This is a genomic window from Parasphingorhabdus sp. (assembly GCF_965233695.1).
Lineage (GTDB): Bacteria > Pseudomonadota > Alphaproteobacteria > Sphingomonadales > Sphingomonadaceae > Parasphingorhabdus.
Genome location: NZ_OZ247497.1, coordinates 2623168 through 2642519 on the forward strand (window position 1 = coordinate 2623168; position 19352 = coordinate 2642519).

The following is a 19352-nucleotide window of genomic DNA, read 5'->3' on the forward strand; positions in this document are numbered from 1 at the left end:
CTCAGGGCAAACCTCTGATCAAAGCGCGCGACCAAACCAAAGCACGCGGCCAGCGATATGGACGGTGCTGCGATCAATATCCTTCCAAGTCGGATAGGTCGGGTTATCGCTGGCAATGGTAATGAAGGGACTATCCGGTCTTAGTGCAATGCGCTTGACCACCAGCGTATCATCGATCCGCATAACATATACCCCATCGCGGAGCCGTGAACCATGGTCGGAAGCATCCACCAGAACGTCATCGCCGTCCGACAGAGTTGGTTCCATGGAATCGCCCATGACGCGGACAACCGAAAGGCTGGCGCCTCTAGCCGGGGTCAGTTTACGTAGCCAGCGTTCATCGAATGAGAAACGTGTTTTCCTATCCTCACTTGTCGCCAGCGCGCCATGTCCTGCCGAAACATTGACATTGAGTACGGGGACTTCGACCATGCCGTCATTGCCAGTTGGGGGCGGCCCGCCCAAGAGTTGTTCGTCAATACCGTAAAAGCTTGCCAGCCTAAGCCTGTCCTCCGGGTCCAGCTTGCGCGGCGTGCCGCGCTTTATGAACTGCTGGATATAGGCTGCATTACGGCCAAGCATTTTTGAGAGGCCGGAATAATCATCCCCGTTTTCGCGGATCAGCCGGTCCAGAGTTTCTCGTACATCATCCATTTTGGTGCCTTTCGATCCCTAAATAGGATTTATCCTAGACAATATACAATCTTCCTACTAGGAACATAACAAGAACGCAAGGAATTTATGATTCGAGGAGGCCTCATGTGAAACTGTTGGATCGTATCGAGATGCACCTGAAGCAGACACATATGTCGCCGACGCGGTTTGGTAGACGGGCCGTGGGTGATCCGCGGTTTGTATTGGATTTGAGGGATGGACGTAGGCCGAGGGCTAGGACGTTGAAGAGGGTGGAGGATTATTTGCGGAAACAAGAAGATTTTAGCTCGGAATCACCACCACTTGGGCTCAACAATCGTTGATGCGGTTTATTCGATTCAGATCGAACGTGAGGCCTATAGGCAATTAGTGTACGGACACCTTCAAAATTTACTCAGATTATCGTGCCAAATATAGTTTCGCATTGATCTTCCAATACGGAGCCATTTGATTTAGCATGAAATTGGAAATGCGAAAACTGTACTACTGCTGAATACGCGGCTCTGGTCTTAAGGGTTAGTATTGTTTTCTTGCATTTCTAACATCAAAGGTTTTGGGACATATTGTAAACTTAGACATTGGCGAGAATTGGGGGTCGGCATGAAACGACTAGTCTTTTGTTTTGACGGGACTTGGAATAAGCTTGCCGCCGACTCACCGACTAATGTTGTGCTGTTGGCAGAGATGACCAAGCCGATCGCATCCGATGGTACGCCCCAGTTAATCTACTATGACGAAGGTATCGGTACCGCTAAGGATGAACGGTTTCGCGGTGGCGCATTTGGCAAGGGGATGATGGACAACATCCGGGATGCCTATCGCTTTTTGCTGTTCAATTACGAACCCGGCGATCATATTTTTGCTTTCGGTTTCTCCCGGGGGGGCTTCACGGCCCGCTCGTTTGTCGGTTTTATCCGACATGCCGGAATATTGAATGTCGATAGCGCCAAAGAAATCGAAGAAGCGATCGGACTTTATAAGGCAGTTTTCAAGGGTGACGGCGATGACTCGCTTGATGCGCTCAAATTCCGTTCCCAATATTCTTCACAAATCTGTGTGAGCGAGTGGGATAAGGACTGGCGGCAGGAGAATTGCAGCGATATGGACTGGCGCGATGTGCCTATCCTGCAAATCAAATATATCGGTGTTTGGGACACGGTGGCGGCGCTGGGCTGTCCCAAATTTATTCCTGGAGCCACCTGGATAAACCGAAAATTCAAGTTTCACGATGCCAAATTGACCAGCAAGGTGCAGGCGGCGCGCCATGCCGTGGCAATCGATGAGCGCCGTGTCTTGTTTGAGCCTGTCCTTTGGAACAACGTGGCGGATCTCAATACCGATCAAGACTGGTCGATGTATGATCCCCACGCCCCATATCAGCAAAAATGGTTTCCTGGCGTTCATGGTTCGGTCGGCGGCGGCGGTCCGGAGCGGGGGCTTTCAGATGCAACGCTAGCCTGGGTTTTGAAGGGTGCCAGAGCGCAAGGACTAGAAATTCGCAACGGTCCGGAATCTCGAGCTTATGAAATTTCCCCTAACCACTTGGCTCCCTTGCAGAACGATCCCGAGGTTGCGCGCAGCGCCAACTCGCTCATCGGCAAGTTGAAGAGCGCCATGCTTTCTTCGGACCGTGTCGGACCAAATGATATTGTCCTGGTCAGCGCAAGCGCTCGCCGCCGCTGGAACGCTGAACTCGGTGTAGGACGAGGTGCTGCTGCATACCGGCCAAAGACTTTGGACGCCGTTGCTTCTAGGATGACGGTATTGAGCATGGATGATGAGAGATCCGATGACCAAATTGCACTGGTCCATCCAGTAGTGCGTGGCGACACGCTGGGAAAACTGGCGGCAAAATATTTGGGTAAAAAGGACAGGTATGACGAGATTTTCAATCTCAATCGGGATCAACTCGATGATCCCGATGACATATTCGTTGGGATGGCTATTAAGATTCCACCGGATCATATGAAGGGAAACGGAGCAGGAGGGGGAGATGATGTTACTGACTAGAACCACCATATTCGGTTTTTTGCTTTTGTTCCTTTCGGGCGCGGCGAGCGCTCAGGATCTGGAGATTACGAACATCAGGGTGGGGCAGGGTGATGCGACCCTGATTCAGGGGCCACCGGCCGCTGATGGCAGTCGCGTCAATATTCTCTTCGATGGAGGAGATGTCGCGGCTTATAATGGCGGCAAAGTTATTGGTGCGGTGCTATCCAAACATGGTGTCAAATCCCTCGATTATCTGATTGTGTCGCATTACGACGTCGATCACATTGGCGGAATTGTGTTTGGCCCTCACCATGGCGACAGCTTTCTTCTGGGCTGGAATAAGACGCCGGGCGCCATAGGCGATGACGACAATGATGGAAACGACGGTTGGGTCGGAGCGGCCTCATTTGCACCGGACAAGGATGAGATCGGCCGCGGAGATGACATTCCCGTGCGCTGCTTCGTGGACCGCGGCGATACGCCTGCTGCGACCAGCCAAGCCTACAGAAAATACAGGCTATTGGCCGAATCTATGGGCGAGCGTGTGTCGTTGAGCAACCAGGCTAGCGTCGATGGTTTTGAGATTGATCTAGGTTCCGGCTCAAAAATGACCGCGCTAGCCGGCAACGGATATGTCAGGAACCGTGGTAGCCGGGTTGCAAGGGTGAACACGGAGAATGAGCGCAGCCTCTCCTTTCTCGTCAGCTACAAGGATTTCCATTTTTTGATTTCAGGCGACATGATTGGCAGGACCTATGGCAGCGAAGATGCGAAAGTGGAAAGCGCGGTCGGAGATGTTATCCAAAATATGGGGATCATTGTCGATGTTCTGCATGTCGACCATCACGGTGGCAATAATGGCTCTGACAGCGTGTTTCTTGAAAAGATCAAACCGGTCATTGCAATCATATCTGCGGGCAACGATAATGACTATCACCATCCTCATGATGAAACCTTGCAGCGCCTAGAACAGGCAAAGGTATATAGGATTATTCAAACGGCATGGGGTGCCACCGAGAGCGTCGGAGATGAAGTGCGCCGGGTCCAGGCCATCTATCAAGGCGATGTTGTCGTCACTTCGGACGGCGATAATTACACCGTATCCACGAGCCGGACGTTCAAAGCCGATGATAATCCGGGCAGATGATTGAGTGAAATTATGCCAGTAGGAGACAATATGTCCTCAATGAGCAAAGGTGCCATTATCTTGGGCGTTGTCGTCATATTGGCATTGGCAGCGCTATTCATCTTTGGTGTCGGCAAGATCGGGCCTGACGGTGGTAGCGTCGATGTCGACATGGACAAGAAAACGATTTCGTGGAAGTCCTTTGAGCGCAAAGAAGATTTGTTCGCCGAATTAAACAAACTGCAAAACGAGAAGCCGGAATTTTTGGCTGTCTGGCTGAGAACCAAAGGATATCTCAAAACCGATGATGCGGCCGCTTTGCGCGAATCCGGCTTTTTTAAGACCGACGATCCGCAGCTGATATCAAAATTTCAGGAAAAACTACCCGCTTTGCGGATTTCGCAGAATTCGGATGCCCTTTTCTCCGACATACGTAAAAGTGTGGATATTGCCAAAAATGACCTCGTCATTGCGAGATTAAGGACACTTTCTGAAACCGGTACGTCGCCGTTTCATTTCCTGGGAAACGCCTATCAGGCAGCTTCTCCGAGATCGGGCCAATATCAGCCCGAAAGAGGATTTGCGTATGTCCGGCAAGGCAGCGAATTAGAGCGGCAACTTAATGGCAAGATTGGCCGTTTCTACAACGCTAATAGCAATCGGTCATTGGAGCTCAGAGTAAGATCCTCTGCGATTAGTCCCGAGGTTGATATTTGGTTTAATAGGTCACAATTTTGCAGGCTAGGCTTGACCCAAGGGATTGAATCGATTGAGGTTGGTCCTTCCGCTGTCTCCTACGGTAATTACGACCCAGAAATTGCGGATCGGCATTTTACGACATCGCCTTTATCCGCAAGAGAATGCGCAGCCGTCGAAGACGAAACTTCCTTGGCACCTTAAATCTCGGAGATAAGGAATTTGTTCTTTTCCTCAATTATCTACCTATTTTTTGTGCATGTAGCAGGCTGCGGGCCAAAATTCATTGATACAAGTATGCAGGCCGATGTATGATGAAAGATTGTATTTTTACATTTGGCGTGTTGGTATTGAATTGGGTGAGATGTTAGCGAAGCAATTCCTGCACGACAGAAGGTTTGCGCGCGATCAATGCTAGGAGCACCTGAGCGGGGCCGCTTGGATCTCTTCGGCCATGTTCCCAATTGAGTAATGTACCTTTTGCAACTCCAATGCTGCGGGCGAAGTCTGTTTGCGACAGGCCGGTTTTTTGCCGAATGTCAACGACATCGACGCTCGGTACTTCAATTTTGTGAACGCGAGCGCCTTTAGTCTGGCCTTCAGCGAAAGCTAAGGCTTCATTTAACCCTTTTCCAATAGTATCGAAAGCGCTCATTTCTTTTCTCCATATGCCGCAATGATTTTTTTGCTCAATGTAACAGCTGTTGCCTGTTCCGGTTTAGTCAAATTACCTTTTTCATTTTTCCCAAAGACCGTGATTAAAAAAATCGGCATATGCCTACCACCGAACACATATATCGTTCGAAAGCCGCCACTCTTTCCGCCTCCCTCTCTTGGGATACGCACTTTTCTCAATCCTCCGCCAAGCGGAGCGCCAGAATCAGGGTTCGCCGCAATGTAATCAATCGCTCCATGTCGCTCTGAATCGGACATTATCGCCTTCGCACGTTTCTGGAACTCAGGAAGCTCTACAACGGTTTGAAGGCTATTCATTGCAACTCTTCTATACGTCAATGGCGTATATGTCAATGGCGTAGTAAGCATACAAAGGCGATGTCGACCAATGTTGCTCTTTGTCGGCTAAACCGAAGACTGATCCAGCTTTGTTTATCGCCATTTTTGACCCTTTATCGATCCTCGGAGTTATGAATTTAAGTTCAGTGATTGCCGCAATGAGGCGCGTGCGACATCTTGAGGGCGAATGGACCCTATCTAGCTCACAATTTCCACCAGTGATCGGAACGATAAATTGTAGCTCCATTCTGCGGCGTCCATGAGCGTTTTTCCCACATGTTGTCTTTGTTGCCATCCAGCTTCACAGATTCGTGCATCACATCATGTACGGCTGCGGAAATCCAAGTCGCGTGAGTATTGGGAAGGTCACTTAGCTTGGCAGCCCAATTCGCGGAACGTCCAACCCATACGAGATCGTTATCGCCCCGCACACCGGTTCTCGCTACGAAGAGGTCCGACGTATCCACACCGCAAGTATGTTTCAGTTCGAACGTACTATTGGGATATTGTTTCTTTAGCGCGGGCTGAATGATATGTTGCCGAGCTGAGTGGATTTTTAGAGCAGTTTTTACGGCGCTGGTATTTTTGCTTTTGCCCAAATAGACCGCCATGATGCGGTCCCCATCATAAGCGGTTATCGTGCCGCCGAAATGTTTGATGATTTTCGCTGAACAATGAAGAAAGGTTTTGTACACTTCGGCTGCGAACCAATCCTTTTTCGATTTGACCATCGCGGTAGATTCCGAAAGATCAGCGTACAGTACGGTGCCCTTCAGCTTGACTGCGTCGTTGCCGAGTTTGACGTCTGCCGGGGATGGTACAACCTGGCCGTCTCGCGTGGTCCATTTTGTTTCGAAGGTTTCGGCGACCTCCGCCTCGAGATCGTCCTTCAGGGACACCAACGCTCTCCAGTACGTTGTGCAACGTTCGCGCTATGCAAGCGCGCTTGGCATTCGGCCACTATTGCGCCTCCGGTCGCGGGAGTTATGCCACTCTCGATTCCTTGTTGCATTGCCCTCGAAATAGGGTTCTCGGCACCATTTGATTGTCGCATTTCAACCCTCCATTCTTTTGTGCTCGAAAACTGCAAAGATTCCAATCAGCACTACCGACACGATTGCGATGGGTGTCAGAATGGTCCAGTCGAGGTCCAGTCCGCTTGACACCAAAGACACCTCTGTTTCCTCTGATCCGTTTTTCATCTTGGCGGCGATAGTCCAATCCATCACGAACAACCCGGCCCATCCCAACAGCACATACGAAATCAACCTGCGCCATAAAAACGCCGGGTTCAGCAGCATCGTGAATATGAAAAATAGAAGTGCCGTTCCTCCAGTGGTTACGGCCCGCTCTATCTCCCCAAAGGGTAAAAAAGCGGTTGTTGTCCAGGCAATCGCCGCACATAGAACCGCTACCAGTAAGGATATGACGCTCCATAAAGCGAAGCTTTTCAAACCGTCTCGAGCGGGCTTCCAAGCCAATTGCTCTCGATGGCGAGACGATAACTCCCGCCTAATACGAAGGGCAGCCTTGCCATCGGCTACGAAGAGTTCGTTAAAGTTTTGCGCCGGAACTTTCCACGCATAGACCGCATCAGTTTTTGCTCGCACAGTGGCCGACCGGGGCATACCTGCATCCAAGGCAGCCATTTCGCCGACTTGGTTGGGAGCAACACGTTTTGCGCGCCATTTCTTGTCAATTAAGATATCAACTTCACCGAACAAGAGGAAGTAAACGTCGTCGTCGTTCGCTCCCTGCAAGATCAAATCTTCACCTTTGCTAAAACCTTGGAAAGCCCCTCGATCGTACAACGTCGCCGCGACTTCGCCTTGGCCATCCACAACTGGATTTTCGCGAAGAATAGCGATTATTCGCTCCTGCCCCGTTTCTCCTTCGTAAAGCGCGGAATCTTGAGATGATTTTCTAGGTTGGAAAAGTTGTCTTAATTTCTCCGGCCAATCCATTTTTCGACCTCCTCTATATTAGCGACTTTGAGGTGAAAACTACTCACATTGCGCATGGCTCCGTCTTTCAGGTCATGGGGGTTGAACCCATAGAACCTCAGATAATAGAACAACATTGCCTGCCTGATCTTGACCCTGAGAGCGCCTTTCCGCATCCGATATTCAGATTCCAATCTCTCGCGCCTAGGTTCCGGCATCGCTGGGTCCGCCGTGAGGACCAGCTGTATTGTAGATGTCCAATCAACATCGCGAGGAAGATCACCGCTGGGTGTATCAGCAAAGCCTTTGGCCTCCAGTCTGGAAAGCACAAAATCCGAATGGCGCTGTTTGTCGAAATCGAAGGCTCGCACATGCCAACGGTGACCGTCACTTGCCAAGGCATGAGGAAGGATCGCTCGAAACCCTTCACTACCGGAACTGAGAGATACGTATCTAGCTTTGAGACATTGCCGCTGTCGGATTGCCGCAAGGACGAGTTTAAACGTCTCCGGCGCAATCGGCCGTGAATGAACAGCCACAGTATCAAATTCCGGGACGTTCACTGGCCAAATCTCGCTTTCTTCGCGGTAGCCTTTGCTAAGCATTTCCAGTTGGGCAAGATATTCTGAAACATCGCCATCAGTCAACTGGGGCGCAAAGGCCGTCCCGCGCACATAAGCTCTTTGCCGCGGATCATAGGCAATGTTTGATGGGTAAGCTTCGCTATATTCCCCGAGATCGACCGTAGACTGCTGCGGCGATATCTCGAACTGATCTTGGAGTTGCTTTCGCTGCAGCTTTCCCTCCCATGCGAGCTGAAACTCGATGAACTGTTGCCGCTTTCGAACGTTCGCTTTTTGCTCTCCCAACGCTACGATTCCTCTCTCAATCTTGACATGCGTCTTTCTAGCATATTGACTTTTTAAGGGATAGTCCTATTTTATAGGATATCTCGATTCGTCATGCGACGCGACACCTTTGCCTCGCACCAAAAACAGGATTTTGAATATGGCTTGGCAGTATGGGCAGGCGCAGCAGCGCATAAGAAAATTGATAGATGAAGCGCCGGAAATTGATGTGCGCCGTTTCGCGGACGAATATATGCCTCTTTACGAGGCGCGTAAGGCGGTATTGAAAGCGGCCAATGAGTCTGTCGCCCCGCCGCTGTTTGATCTTCAAAAAGGCAGGGCCGTTGTCGTCGATACAGTACAGATTTACATCGCGATCACGAACTATGATGATTACCGGATTGAAGAGGGCCGCGAGACCGAAGCCTCTCACGCCAAGGCCCTTCGCTTTTTGCACCTTTACTACAGCACATGTGACCGCGTGATCGAACAGACCGATGCTCAAAGAGTGGATTTTCACGGAAGCCGCATGCACGCAGTAGTGCTAAATCCGGATGGGGATGAAGGCCGTGACGACAGCCTACTGAAGGCCTTGAGTTTTATCCGCGATTTCCGCGTCGTCGCCGATCAGGCTAACCGGGAACTGGCTGACAGCGATCTGGATGCGGTGTTTCGCATAGGCGTTGATATCGGTCCGTGCGTCGCGATTAATAATGGCAACGGGCTGGAGCAAGAACCAATGTTCCTCGGGAGTTCGGCCAATCATGCCGCGAAGCTCGCTTATGGCGATGAGCCCGGCATTTTCCTGTCGGACCGTGCACGAGCTGTTTTGGATCAACCTGCGGTGGGCCCGCTCGAGACGCTGGTCAAGCTCGACGAGGACGTTGTCAAGGGTATGATCGACCTGCGAGACGAAGTTACAGCTTCGAGTGGTGTGCTGCGTGATCCCCAAGTGATCCTTAAAGAATGGCGCGACGAAATCACGGCGAAATCCGTTCCTGACCCGACGATACCGGACTTCGCGTTCCACTATAAGGAGCCGCCACTCAACGACATCAAGTTCGCTGATCTTATGCCCAGCTCCTCGATCAGAATGGGACTCGCTTCTCTCTTTGCGGACCTTTCGGGCTATACCGCTTATATCGATAACGCGATTGCCACCGGCAGCATCGCCGATGCAGTTAAAGCTTTGTATGTAGTGCGGCAGGAACTGCAAAATGTGGTGGAAGATGATTTTGGCGGGCGAAAGATCCGTTTCATCGGTGATTGTATTCACGGGGTGGTTGCTGAAGGATCTCGGACTGAAACAGAGCCGAACGAGACAGTCGCCATCAGCCTCGTGTGCGCTGGCGGCCTTCGGTCATCTTTCGCTATCTGCAAAGCCGAGCTAAACGGTATCGGCAATCTCGGTATTACAATTGGCATCGAGTTCGGTCCTACCCCGATCACGAGAATCGGCATTCGCGGGGAACGTTCTGTACGCTTGGCTTCGAGCATTGCTACAGCGACATCTGAAAAGGTGCAGCGCGGTTGCGACGATGATCAGATCCAGCTTGGTCCGGAAGCCCAAAAGCTGATCCCGGTCGCGCTCGAAGATTTGATCGATGCGAATGGCACTGCCTGCGACCTCACTCACGATGATGTGATTACTGGTCTTTCGCTTGATACAACGGTTCCAGCGGCACCGGCGTATCACCGCGCACATTCGCCTGCCGATACGGGTGTGCCGAGGGCACACTTCACACCCAGATGAAACCGATTGCTCTGTTGGTAGATACCTTGCCCAGTTGGGCAGAAATCAATGAGCAGATGTCGGCAAAACTGGTGTTTACAGTAAGCCCCCCGAGCCGAAGTGGAGTTCCTGGAACATGCGCCTACGATCTGGTGGTAACTGCAAACAAAGATGGAATCAGAGTCTCGGAACTTGTTCCCGGCACATGGCTTCCAGCGTTCTGCATCGAGCGGCACATTAACCCAGGTTCGACATTTTGCCTGTACCTCAATTCTGAACAGGATATTCAATCGCTCGGGCAAGCCCAGCATTGGTGGAACGGGCTTCAAGCTTATCTGCAACATCAGCAATATGCGGAGAAGTTTTGCCGCTGGCCGATTGAAGCGCAGATGAGCCATGGTCCTGCCGCCGAAATCCAGCTCAAAATGGAGGAAGTGGCAGCGGAATTCGGATGGAAGCAGGAAATTCTTGCTGCAATTTTTCGCAAAAAGGGCTGGCTTGGAGGGAAATTACCGCGCCTGACCAAAGACGGCGAACGACTGGCCAACGCTCGTTCGCCCTGTCCGCGTCAATGCACACGAAAACATCACCCCTACCGAAAGTCTGCCTGTCAGCGTAGCGCGTGTATGCCATCATGCTGCAAGCAACACCCGCCAATATTGCGCGTTGATTGTCCCGGTCGCTCCGGCGTGGAAAACCTGGTCAGGCTTGAATATTTGCGCAGGAAGGTTGACGCTCTAGTCATCGAAGAGCTGAAGGAGGAGGGTCGAAGCTGTTGCGGGAAGATGGAGGATTGTCCTTTGGCCAACATAAATTGAATTTTTTTACGGATCACCGCTCAGTATCTGGATGGTGGATAGATAACATATGTTCAACGCGAATTCAGCAATATTCGAGAATGCCTGCAGAGCTGGGCTATTAGCGCGCTGAAAATCTGGTGTTTGTTCCTAACAAATGCTTTCACAAGGAACACCGTCGCCATCGCCATCCAAGCGTCCCAGACCGCATTCATTCAAATAGTGATACGCCTCGCTACAGCTATTCATTTGGCCGCATTTCCATTTCGCCCCGCATGATCCACCTGATTGCGTCGGCGGTTCAAATAGCCGCGATGGCGATGAATATATGGGGCGCTGCGCGATTGGTGCGGGTTCAGGTTTATTCTCGCTAAGGAATCTTGAAGCAATCCAACAGTCTGCGGTCTCGGTTTTTGACCAACCTGACCGCGTTTCAATGACTGTTACTGTTTCCGCGTACGAGAAAGAACTAAGCTTTCCGTAATTTGTTCCCGGACCGGAGCGGCAATTAACCGATCCGGCGGTCACGTACATCGCTAAGTTCTCGGCAGAGTTTCCTGAATTCTGATCATATAGCGTCGAATCAGTGTCAGAGTATTGACCACCTGATCCGTCCTTCGAACATTGTCCAAGCACAATCAGTCCCAGAACCACGGCGATCGCCCATCCACATCCGTTGTTTTGATCTGGTTTTGCCATGCCGCGTCAAATACCCCCCTAGGACGACATCTACATTATTCTATCGACAGCAACTAATCGCCAAAATTGAGTGAGCCGCTTCAAATTCCATTCTCCCATTCCACAACATTTCGAATATAGCCATGCAAGGCGCATCAGTCATTTCATCCAGGATGAAACCAAACTCCAGAGCGGCCACCCAATAATCATCCATGCAAAAAAACAGATTTCTGCGCCAAACAGCAAATTTGCCATTCTTGTTTTCAAGGAGACCCGACTATCCATCACAGCGGTGCGCCTTCCAATATCTGGTCCACTTGAGTGCCCAACCACCTTTTACCATCGCGCACGATAGATCTCCGGATTTTGGTGACACACACCATGCTGCAGTGCGCTTGCCACCTGCGCCACCATCGGACCGGCATTTTAATGTGGGCCCAGAGACCAGAACATGACCCTCCCTTGACCGTCCAGAAGGTTTGCCAACCAATTTCACTAGAGCGTCTCTTGCCGCCTCTGCAGTTGCCTTCGGGCAGGGGTGACCAGCTGAACAAGTTCCGTCCATTTCCCGTGCGGCAATGCCTGAGAGTCTAACTCTTGGACCTTCTGCACACCAGATTGGACCATCGCCATCCCAGACACGGGTAGGCGTGCATTCGAAGGATTGCCCGGCGCCAACAATGGTAGAACCCATTAATAGCAATTCAATCAAACCCATGTTTCATCCGTAGATATCTTAACTTCATGAACGGAGATAATGACGGCATTGGCTGCAAACTCAAGTTGGAACATTGGATTGGCCGATTTTGACCAGTTAATTTCAAAATGACTGTGCACTCTAATTCCGCTATGGTCTGAGAGAAGAGGAGGCTTGGTTCCGGGTGATTCATGATCTTGGAGACTGAAAAATGACCGAGGATAAAAACACTCATTCTGACGATCAACAAAACTGGCCCGGCTTGTCGGAGATTGACAAGGCGCTCGCAGAAAACCGCCTGACAGCCTATACATGGAGAAAAACATGGGCGGATCCTTGGGGACGATTTGGTTTAATTACCTTCTTCATCGCCTTTCTGGCATTCCTGATTTATGTGGCAATCGATGACGGCCTAATCGTAATTTAGGGCGTCACCATTCCTTAATGTCGTCTGCAGCCTCAGCACTCGCTCCTCTCGCTTTTCCCGTCTTTTTGTCCATCGCTCCCTTTACCGTGCCCACACGCTTTCGACCGCGAGCCTGAGCACCGGCGACTTCATCTCTTGTTCCTCCGACATCGGGTACATCGCCTACAGAGGCTGATCCACCGCCTCCGAGCGGGACACCACCACGAACACCGGCGGCGCTACTCACGCCAGGTTTTTGCACGGGAGCGAACTCGGGCAATGTCAGTTTGCCTTCGATATCATCGTGAAGTCGGTCAGCATAGCCGGACACAAATCTTGTTTGCAATTCCTGACCTTCGGCGCTGAGTTGAAAATTCACATCATCAAAACGCGTATTGCCGTAATAATCTCGATTGGTTTCCATCTCCGCCATGCCCCATTCGCGGTAGGCCTGGCTCAGGTTGAGCGATCCAGCGGCACTGTTGCTTTCATACCATGTTGCCTGATCTTCCAAGCGGCTTGCCATTTCTTCCGCGCGTCTGGCTTCAACGGTATAGCTTTGCGCTTCGGTCAACGATGAAGTCATACCAGATGCGCTGCTTGAAACCGCAGAACTGCTGCTGGAACCAACGCTTCGCACAAATCCATCACGGGTATTGGACCAGTTCCGGCTATCGGAAATCTGGTTCATGCTGCCCATAATCCGGTTGCGATCTTCCGAGGCGATCCCAATATCACTATCAGTCCAGCTCTTATTTCTCCCGCCCTTGAGCCCGAGGTTAGCGCCCAATGCACCTTTCTCGCCCTTCACTCCAAGCCCTGCATCCCCATTCAGGAACCACGATACGCTGATGTCATCAGATGCCCTGCGCGACAGTCCATATTGCCGCTGCAAGTTTCTGGAAGCAGAATCCACTTCGCTGAACGCCTTGTTGACGCTGTTGCTTTCGTTGGTGCCGACTGCGGTTTCTGAAGAATTTCCCTGACTGTATGTATTTCTGAGTTCGTTGAATCGGGTGACTGCCGAACGGGTCGATTGCTGGGCAAGATTGGAGAATGTCTCACTTTGTGATCGGCTGTTCGATGCCAGCGTTGACAGTCTTGAAGTAAAATCCTGACCCAGTGTCGGTGTAAACGGATAGGATGAATTAGGAACGGTATCAAAGCTGTTGTCAGGAAAGCTGGTGGTTTGCGTTCCGCTTGCGCTGAACCCACGCGTCTGCGCTGCGCCATATGAAATGTTCGGTGCGATCGAACCTTGCGCAAATTGTTTCGAGAACACGCTCGAATTTTCAATATTGCTGTTGCCAAGAGACACATTGCCAGTGCTGGCTTCGCGTGCTGCCTCTTCTGCCGCATTTTGTGATGGATTGAGATAGGATGTTGCTTGTCCAGATATTGCAAGCGCGCCTCGGGCGATACCGCCAGCGAGAAAGGGGATGGAGGCAACAAGATATCCAGCAAGCACGCCGATATCATTATTCACATCAACCATTCCCGAGAAGTTTGCCAGACTAAGACCTGTTCCACCGGCTGCGCCGCCAACATCAGATGCTCCTTTGAACATCAGGATCATGTGCAATATGACAAACAATGGCCCCCAGGCAGCAAGGTAGAAGAAGCCGGTAATATAACCCCGCAGTGCCGTTGGACCGGTTTTTGGCATCAGGAACAGCGGGAACAGTGCCGGAAACAGTGCATAGAAGACCACCGTCAGCACGATGTTGAGGATGGGTACCCATTTCATCGCATTTTGGGCAATGGAGGAATATGTCCGCTCGGTCTGGATGTCGGCGCGGGTCTGGGCAAAAACATCCACGCTGGATGTGCCGCTGGAACCTGCCATGCCGTGCATCGCCTGTTTCATCGCGTTGATTGTCAGCACCTGCCGGAAGATCTCGCTGGCGTTTTTGGAAACCCCGCTCAAATAGCTGTATGCCACCGGCAGATCAGCGAATAGCTTGGCTTTGGCAAGCGCTGCGGTCTGTTTGGGATAGAGCTGGCGGCCAAAGATAGTCCCCATTTCATCGATCATACCCACCCATTGGGAATTCAGATCGTTGTAAGCCGCGCGGCAGGTTATGATATTGGCGCTGACGCTGTCATCGGGATTGCGGGTCAGGAACTTTTGCGCGCGCGCTGCGCTTCCCGGCGCAATCACCGCCCAGATATCATCGCTGGCCGACAGTTCTTTCATTGAATAGCGGCCGAGAAGCAGATCATAGAATACGCATTGCCGGAAATGCTCGTCGAGATTGGCGGCAAATTCAGGGTCAGAAATACGTAAACTGCGCGTCGAATCCAATAGCCGCGAGCCATAGATCATTCCATTCTTGGAATAATCGAGATCGGTCGGTAGCCCGAACACAGTCTCGGAGGAACGGACAAGATAATCGCCGACCTGACTGGTGAAGCTTGCCATCAGTGCAAGGCCTAATGGTACATTGGCAACCTCGGCTGGAGCCAGTGATGGATTGATGCGATCAGTGACATGGACATCGAGGCGCGGCACCATCAGGCACATGTAGATCATCGTCGCGCCAAAAAACCAGTGGAGCCATGCGCGCCAGTCCTGATTGAAGGCGACCACTATCACCGACAATGCAAGCCCCATGACCATGGCGACCTGAATCAGGCTTTTATAGCCGCCCGCGCCGGTCCACGCCGCAACAGCATTGAGGACATTGACGATATATTCGCCGCCGCCAATTGTGAATATCTCGACCATATGTTTATACTCAACTCAAGGTGTCAGCGAGCGGTTTTGAACCGCGCGTGACCAGTCGAGGGCTGCTGCCATGGACGGTGACATGGACGCCGAGAGCATATTCTCGATCATCGCAGTTTTTTCAATGATCTGCATGATAGCGCTGACCTTGGCCTGACTGTTAGATTGTCTGTCCGCCAATGCGCGGCGCACTTCGCTCATTTGGCCCTGCCACATGGCGAGCTTGGCTTCGTCCGCCCCGATGAAGGTGGACATCGAACGTCCGGCTTCGCCGACAATCCGTTCCAGTACCGCAAAGAGCAGATCAACCGAAGCAATTTCAGCAAGCGTCTCGCGGTCATCGGTAGGCATGCCGCGACCATAGGCGGCCTGAACGGTAAGAATTTTGTAAAGCGGCACCGATGCGACCTGCAGCAATTCTTTTTCGGCGTTGCCGATCGCCGTGTCGGCGCGAATAGCTTCGACCATGCTCGTAATCAGCGCTCCAACACGCGGACGTATGGCTTTAGAGCTCGCAAGGCTCATATTGCGAAAAGTGGGATCGAGGCATTGATCGGCTTCATCGCAATCAAACACCTTGATGGTCTGACCCGATGTGCCGTCCAGCAATGCAGTTACTAATGTCGAGGAGGCATCGCCGGCGAACGGCACAAATTTTCCGGGAGAGGCGTCTCTGGGCGGCACGTAGATAATCGTACCAATGAGAGTCATCGCATATTCAGCAAGCTCGCGGTCAAATGTGCCGCCCGGATTGAAGAAGGCGGATTTCTTGAGGATATGCCATGTGTAATTTCGCGCGACGCCCGGATGCACATCAGCATAATCCGCGCCCGCGCCCGCATTTGTGGAATCGCGCTGGCCTTTCGTACCGCAACCATGTTTGGCGGCAGCATAATCAGTAAATACGCCTTCCGAGTTACCAATCGCTTCACAGATTGCCTTGTCAGCTAGATCACCCTTCGGCCAGATACCGCCCACCAAACCCTGCGCCATTTCACAGCTGTTGATGTTGAGATTATTCATGAGCTGCGCTTTTTGCGAGAACTCCTGCATGATCTTTGAGCATTCCGGGCACACGGTGTCGATGGCAAGGCTGAAGGCAAAGCCAACCGCGTTGTTCGCCACGGCTTTGAGCATCGCGACAATCTCACTGGCGTTGATGAAAGAAAACGAACCTGCAAAAATATCAATGCCGCCGCAGCCCGCCTTGGCAGAAGGGAGCTGCAAGTTAGCAATATTGGTCGTCTTCTGGGGAAAGCGCGTCCAGACATTGCCGAGACTATAATAGCCTGCTGACTGACCCTCGAACGCCGTGGGTCCGGTGACATTAGCAGCACCGCCCATATCATCCATGAACCGGTCCATGCTGTCTCCGACATTAGCAGACACGGGAGCGATGATTAGACTTGCAGCTGTGATCGCAGCGATCGCTTTTTTAATAATCATGTCCGGCTTCCTTTGATGTGAGTAAATAAATACGATCCTGCAGTTCATCAGCAGAAATGATGCCGTAGCCGATTGGAATAGCCCGGCTTTGCGCGCTGTCCCACAGCACCAGGGCAGGGGTGATTTTAGGCTTCAATCCCATGCGCGCACGTTGACCAGCTTCGACGGTGTAATTTTGGAAATGCCGCGACGGTCCGCCATCGGTTGAGATCGCGCGAACGGTCAGTTTCCAACGACCCGATACTGATTTTACGATTGGCGACATGACCTCACAGGCTCCGCAGCTCTGAGCAAAAAAGTAAAACAGCCCGTAGCGTTTCCCAAGATTGGCCATGACGGTATCACGTGAAGCGCTCCGGTCCTCTTGCCATTGTCTTTTGGCGAGTGTGGAAACCGGGCGCTCGAGCGTATAGTCGAGATCAGGTTGCTGCCAGATTGCGCGCTGCCAAACGTCTGAAAACAGTGACGCACGATCAAGTTGTTCACGTTGGAAGCGTATATAAGCGATGACATTCTTGCGGGTTGGTTCGAGGATGGCTTTGGCTTTAAGCTCACGCAATTCCTTCGTGACCGCATCGAGTTGCTCGCTTGCGCTTGACTGCGGTTCTGGTTGAAGTGTTTCTGTTTCAGGCGATTTCGGCTTGGTGCAATAGAACCAAAATCCCAGTTTCCGTTTCTCGCAGTAGAGTTCATCCGCGCTGGTTCGCGTCATATTGGTTTGTTGATCAATTGCTTTGGATGCAGCGCCTTGCGCGAATGCCGGACTGAGGGCGGCATCCATAAGCAACGTTATTGCAAGGACAAGCACGGCCATTCCACCGAGCGTCAAGGGCAGGGGAAGCGTGGAGCCAAAAACATTTTTCATGGGCCTGATCTTTCATAGAAATCTTGAATTTTCTGCTGAATATCATTGGCCGCTTCGAGTTCATCGGGCAGGCGGGCGGCTTCGGTGAACTCCGAATAGATTTCGGAAAAATCCATTCTTGAAAGATCGAGCTGCGCGAATTCCTCGATTGTGAATCCATTGCATTGTTCGTCTTTCGCCCGAGTCCAAGGTTTGGGAAGCTGCGCGCGGCCTTGCTCCTGCAAAATACGCGACAATTTGGATGTGAAGCAGCAATAGGCTTTCTTCTTGGTGATACAGATGCCGAGAATTTTCTTCGAACAATAGCTGCCGACATAGGCGCACAGTCCATTGGCATCGCGCTGGTGAAGAAGGATCTCTTGGGTGTTGCAGCCCAGCGCAACCAGCAGGCTGATGCCCGGAATGAGCGGAAATCCTTTGCCCTTGCAGCAATTGAGCACGCCAAAGACTTTGGAGCCGCAGGTCTCGCGCTCGCCTTTGAAAAGCGTCAATGTGTCGGGATCAAATTGTCCGCGCGCATCATCCATTGCATGGAGAGCAACAGCGGCATCCTTGAACTCGTCATTCGCTTCGCGCTCAATCGTCTCACATGATCCGTCGATGCAATAGACATCACCGTCGCAAATATACTGGCTACCCGAGCCTTGCGTATCTGGAAGCGGGCAATCATAAACGCGCTCTATCGTTGAACAGGGATTATCTTCGCTCAGGCAATCTTCGCGGAGTAGCTGGCAGGCAGGCTCATTGTCGAGCTCCTCGCAATCATTGGCAGCGCGCCGGGCATTGCATTGATAGGCCCGCTCCCATGCCCAGCAGGGTTTTGTGACCGGCACACCGTTTATGATGCGGGTTTCGGGGTCGCTGTCGCTGCAAGTCTCGGCTACCTGTTCGCAATCTGCATCATCCGCGAAAGTTCGGCATGTAAGGTCATTCCGGTTTGTGCTCACGATATTCTCGTTTGTTACAGCATATGGGGTTTCTCCGCTTATCGGGGCGCTGCAGCTCATTTCGAGATAGGGTTCACCCGGTTCCACGCAATATTTGGGGTTATATCCGTCATCATACCATTGCAGGCACGGTCCGAGCCGGGTTCCAGTCGCCTGACAACCGGCGTCAAAAAAGCGCTGGCAGCTTGGCACTTCCCGGAATCCATATGGCTCGATTTGGCTGCATAGATATTTGTGAATCTGTTGCTGCTCGATGGTGACCTCAAGACGCACGGTGCAGCTCTCGCTCGTTTCCTCAAGCGCCACACCGCTATTGCAGGTTGCTGTATAGCGGCCCGGCGACCCGGGAGAGGGTGGTAGCGGTACGCAGCGTCCTTCTGCCCCACCAATTTCCATTCCGCTGGTATAGGCAAGCGGATCTTCGTTGATAGTTTTGGAGCGCGCAGTGACTGCTTTTATTTCCTCCGCCTCAAACTTCGCGCGCCGGGCATTGGAATCCTTTATCGCTTTCATGCCTTCGTGGCTGCGCGCGGCGGCCCGCGCATCGCCTTCAATGCGATCTGGATTATCAGCATAACCCGTTTCAGCCGGATTTGAGATGTAGCCTGGAATACGAGCCGCATCGGGTTGCGTGCTTGCATTTGTGCGCGCGCGTTTCTGCTGTTCGCCAGCAAAAGCTTTTCCTTCTTCTCTCGCCGCCTCACGGTCCTGTGCCGCCAATGGTGATCCGGCGGAGAAACTGATGACCGTGACAGCGAAGAGAAGGCTTTTAAGAAACTTCAT

At 51.9% G+C, this 19352-nt stretch carries 17 protein-coding genes; 6 read left to right on the forward strand and 11 right to left on the reverse strand.

The genetic code is table 11. The features are described 5' to 3' along the window. Positions 1-18: 18 nt before the first annotated feature. Complete coding sequence (locus ACO6S1_RS12405; RefSeq protein ID WP_422342993.1) at positions 19-654, reverse strand: S24 family peptidase; 636 nt, start codon at positions 652-654, stop codon at positions 19-21. A gap of 600 nt (positions 655-1254) precedes the next feature. Here ACO6S1_RS12405 and ACO6S1_RS12410 point away from each other — a divergent pair. The 3 genes from ACO6S1_RS12410 to ACO6S1_RS12420 are packed head-to-tail and all read left to right on the forward strand — an operon-like array spanning position 1255 to position 4672. Then, positions 1255-2664, forward strand: a complete 1410-nt coding sequence (locus tag ACO6S1_RS12410; protein WP_422342994.1) for a phospholipase effector Tle1 domain-containing protein — start codon at positions 1255-1257, stop codon at positions 2662-2664. Next, positions 2648-3793 (forward strand): ComEC/Rec2 family competence protein, encoded by a 1146-nt coding sequence (locus tag ACO6S1_RS12415; protein WP_422342995.1) that lies wholly within the window; start codon positions 2648-2650, stop codon positions 3791-3793. The genes ACO6S1_RS12410 and ACO6S1_RS12415 overlap by 17 nt, the downstream gene beginning before the upstream one ends. Positions 3794-3823: 30 nt before the next feature. Then, the gene (locus ACO6S1_RS12420) at positions 3824-4672 is read left to right on the forward strand and encodes a hypothetical protein (protein ID WP_422342996.1); all 849 of its coding nucleotides are present in this window, start codon (positions 3824-3826) and stop codon (positions 4670-4672) included. A 163-nt stretch (positions 4673-4835) separates the two neighbouring features. Here the strand turns inward: ACO6S1_RS12420 and ACO6S1_RS12425 are convergent, their stop codons facing one another. From ACO6S1_RS12425 to ACO6S1_RS12445, 5 genes are all read right to left on the reverse strand, one after another. Further along, positions 4836-5123, reverse strand: coding sequence for a helix-turn-helix domain-containing protein (locus ACO6S1_RS12425; RefSeq protein ID WP_422342997.1), 288 nt, complete (start codon positions 5121-5123; stop codon positions 4836-4838). Continuing rightward, a complete protein-coding gene (locus ACO6S1_RS12430) occupies positions 5120-5461 on the reverse strand; it encodes a type II toxin-antitoxin system RelE/ParE family toxin (RefSeq protein ID WP_422342998.1) in 342 nt (113 codons plus the stop codon). The genes ACO6S1_RS12425 and ACO6S1_RS12430 overlap by 4 nt, the downstream gene beginning before the upstream one ends. Positions 5462-5685: 224 nt before the next feature. Then, the gene (locus ACO6S1_RS12435; RefSeq protein ID WP_422342999.1) at positions 5686-6381 is read right to left on the reverse strand and encodes an adenylate/guanylate cyclase domain-containing protein; all 696 of its coding nucleotides are present in this window, start codon (positions 6379-6381) and stop codon (positions 5686-5688) included. Between the two features lie 156 nt (positions 6382-6537). After that, positions 6538-7446, reverse strand: a complete 909-nt coding sequence (locus ACO6S1_RS12440) for a cyclic nucleotide-binding domain-containing protein (RefSeq protein WP_422343000.1) — start codon at positions 7444-7446, stop codon at positions 6538-6540. Beyond that, positions 7425-8294 (reverse strand): WYL domain-containing protein, encoded by an 870-nt coding sequence (locus ACO6S1_RS12445; protein ID WP_422343001.1) that lies wholly within the window; start codon positions 8292-8294, stop codon positions 7425-7427. The genes ACO6S1_RS12440 and ACO6S1_RS12445 overlap by 22 nt, the downstream gene beginning before the upstream one ends. A 139-nt stretch (positions 8295-8433) precedes the next feature. Here ACO6S1_RS12445 and ACO6S1_RS12450 point away from each other — a divergent pair, with 139 nt between their 5' ends. Further along, positions 8434-10026, forward strand: a complete 1593-nt coding sequence (locus tag ACO6S1_RS12450; protein WP_422343002.1) for a hypothetical protein — start codon at positions 8434-8436, stop codon at positions 10024-10026. Beyond that, positions 10023-10823, forward strand: coding sequence for an E2 domain-containing protein (locus ACO6S1_RS12455; protein ID WP_422343003.1), 801 nt, complete (start codon positions 10023-10025; stop codon positions 10821-10823). Before ACO6S1_RS12450 ends, ACO6S1_RS12455 begins: the two co-directional genes overlap by 4 nt. 129 nt (positions 10824-10952) lie before the next feature. Here ACO6S1_RS12455 and ACO6S1_RS12460 read toward each other — a convergent pair whose 3' ends face one another. Beyond that, positions 10953-11501: an SH3 domain-containing protein gene (locus ACO6S1_RS12460; RefSeq protein ID WP_422343004.1), complete on the reverse strand. Its 549-nt coding sequence runs from the start codon at positions 11499-11501 to the stop codon at positions 10953-10955. Between the two features lie 887 nt (positions 11502-12388). Between ACO6S1_RS12460 and ACO6S1_RS12465 the strand changes: the two genes are divergently transcribed. Next, positions 12389-12604 (forward strand): hypothetical protein, encoded by a 216-nt coding sequence (locus ACO6S1_RS12465; protein WP_422343005.1) that lies wholly within the window; start codon positions 12389-12391, stop codon positions 12602-12604. Positions 12605-12608: 4 nt separating this feature from the next. Here ACO6S1_RS12465 and ACO6S1_RS12470 read toward each other — a convergent pair whose 3' ends face one another. The 4 genes from ACO6S1_RS12470 to ACO6S1_RS12485 are packed head-to-tail and all read right to left on the reverse strand — an operon-like array spanning position 12609 to position 19352. Beyond that, entirely contained in the window at positions 12609-15311 is a 2703-nt protein-coding gene (locus ACO6S1_RS12470) for a conjugal transfer protein TraG N-terminal domain-containing protein (RefSeq protein WP_422343006.1), read from the reverse strand. A 15-nt stretch (positions 15312-15326) separates the two neighbouring features. Beyond that, positions 15327-16757, reverse strand: coding sequence for a conjugal transfer protein TraH (locus tag ACO6S1_RS12475; protein WP_422343007.1), 1431 nt, complete (start codon positions 16755-16757; stop codon positions 15327-15329). Next, positions 16747-17571 (reverse strand): conjugal transfer protein TraF, encoded by an 825-nt coding sequence (locus ACO6S1_RS12480; protein ID WP_422346185.1) that lies wholly within the window; start codon positions 17569-17571, stop codon positions 16747-16749. The genes ACO6S1_RS12475 and ACO6S1_RS12480 overlap by 11 nt, the downstream gene beginning before the upstream one ends. A 47-nt stretch (positions 17572-17618) precedes the next feature. Then, positions 17619-19352, reverse strand: a complete 1734-nt coding sequence (locus ACO6S1_RS12485; RefSeq protein ID WP_422343008.1) for a conjugal transfer protein TraN — start codon at positions 19350-19352, stop codon at positions 17619-17621.

Excerpts from the sequence above, each read along its gene's own strand:
- ACO6S1_RS12405 (WP_422342993.1), bottom strand. The coding sequence starts at position 654 with ATGGATGATGTACGAGAAACTCTGGACCGGCTGATCCGCGAAAACGGG.
- ACO6S1_RS12410 (WP_422342994.1), top strand. The coding sequence starts at position 1,255 with ATGAAACGACTAGTCTTTTGTTTTGACGGGACTTGGAATAAGCTTGCC.
- ACO6S1_RS12415 (WP_422342995.1), top strand. The coding sequence starts at position 2,648 with ATGATGTTACTGACTAGAACCACCATATTCGGTTTTTTGCTTTTGTTC.
- ACO6S1_RS12420 (WP_422342996.1), top strand. The coding sequence starts at position 3,824 with ATGTCCTCAATGAGCAAAGGTGCCATTATCTTGGGCGTTGTCGTCATA.
- ACO6S1_RS12425 (WP_422342997.1), bottom strand. The coding sequence starts at position 5,123 with ATGAGCGCTTTCGATACTATTGGAAAAGGGTTAAATGAAGCCTTAGCT.
- ACO6S1_RS12430 (WP_422342998.1), bottom strand. The coding sequence starts at position 5,461 with ATGAATAGCCTTCAAACCGTTGTAGAGCTTCCTGAGTTCCAGAAACGT.
- ACO6S1_RS12440 (WP_422343000.1), bottom strand. The coding sequence starts at position 7,446 with ATGGATTGGCCGGAGAAATTAAGACAACTTTTCCAACCTAGAAAATCA.
- ACO6S1_RS12450 (WP_422343002.1), top strand. The coding sequence starts at position 8,434 with ATGGCTTGGCAGTATGGGCAGGCGCAGCAGCGCATAAGAAAATTGATA.
- ACO6S1_RS12455 (WP_422343003.1), top strand. The coding sequence starts at position 10,023 with ATGAAACCGATTGCTCTGTTGGTAGATACCTTGCCCAGTTGGGCAGAA.
- ACO6S1_RS12460 (WP_422343004.1), bottom strand. The coding sequence starts at position 11,501 with ATGGCAAAACCAGATCAAAACAACGGATGTGGATGGGCGATCGCCGTG.
- ACO6S1_RS12465 (WP_422343005.1), top strand. The coding sequence starts at position 12,389 with ATGACCGAGGATAAAAACACTCATTCTGACGATCAACAAAACTGGCCC.
- ACO6S1_RS12470 (WP_422343006.1), bottom strand. The coding sequence starts at position 15,311 with ATGGTCGAGATATTCACAATTGGCGGCGGCGAATATATCGTCAATGTC.
- ACO6S1_RS12475 (WP_422343007.1), bottom strand. The coding sequence starts at position 16,757 with ATGATTATTAAAAAAGCGATCGCTGCGATCACAGCTGCAAGTCTAATC.
- ACO6S1_RS12480 (WP_422346185.1), bottom strand. The coding sequence starts at position 17,571 with ATGGCCGTGCTTGTCCTTGCAATAACGTTGCTTATGGATGCCGCCCTC.
- ACO6S1_RS12485 (WP_422343008.1), bottom strand. The coding sequence starts at position 19,352 with ATGAAGTTTCTTAAAAGCCTTCTCTTCGCTGTCACGGTCATCAGTTTC.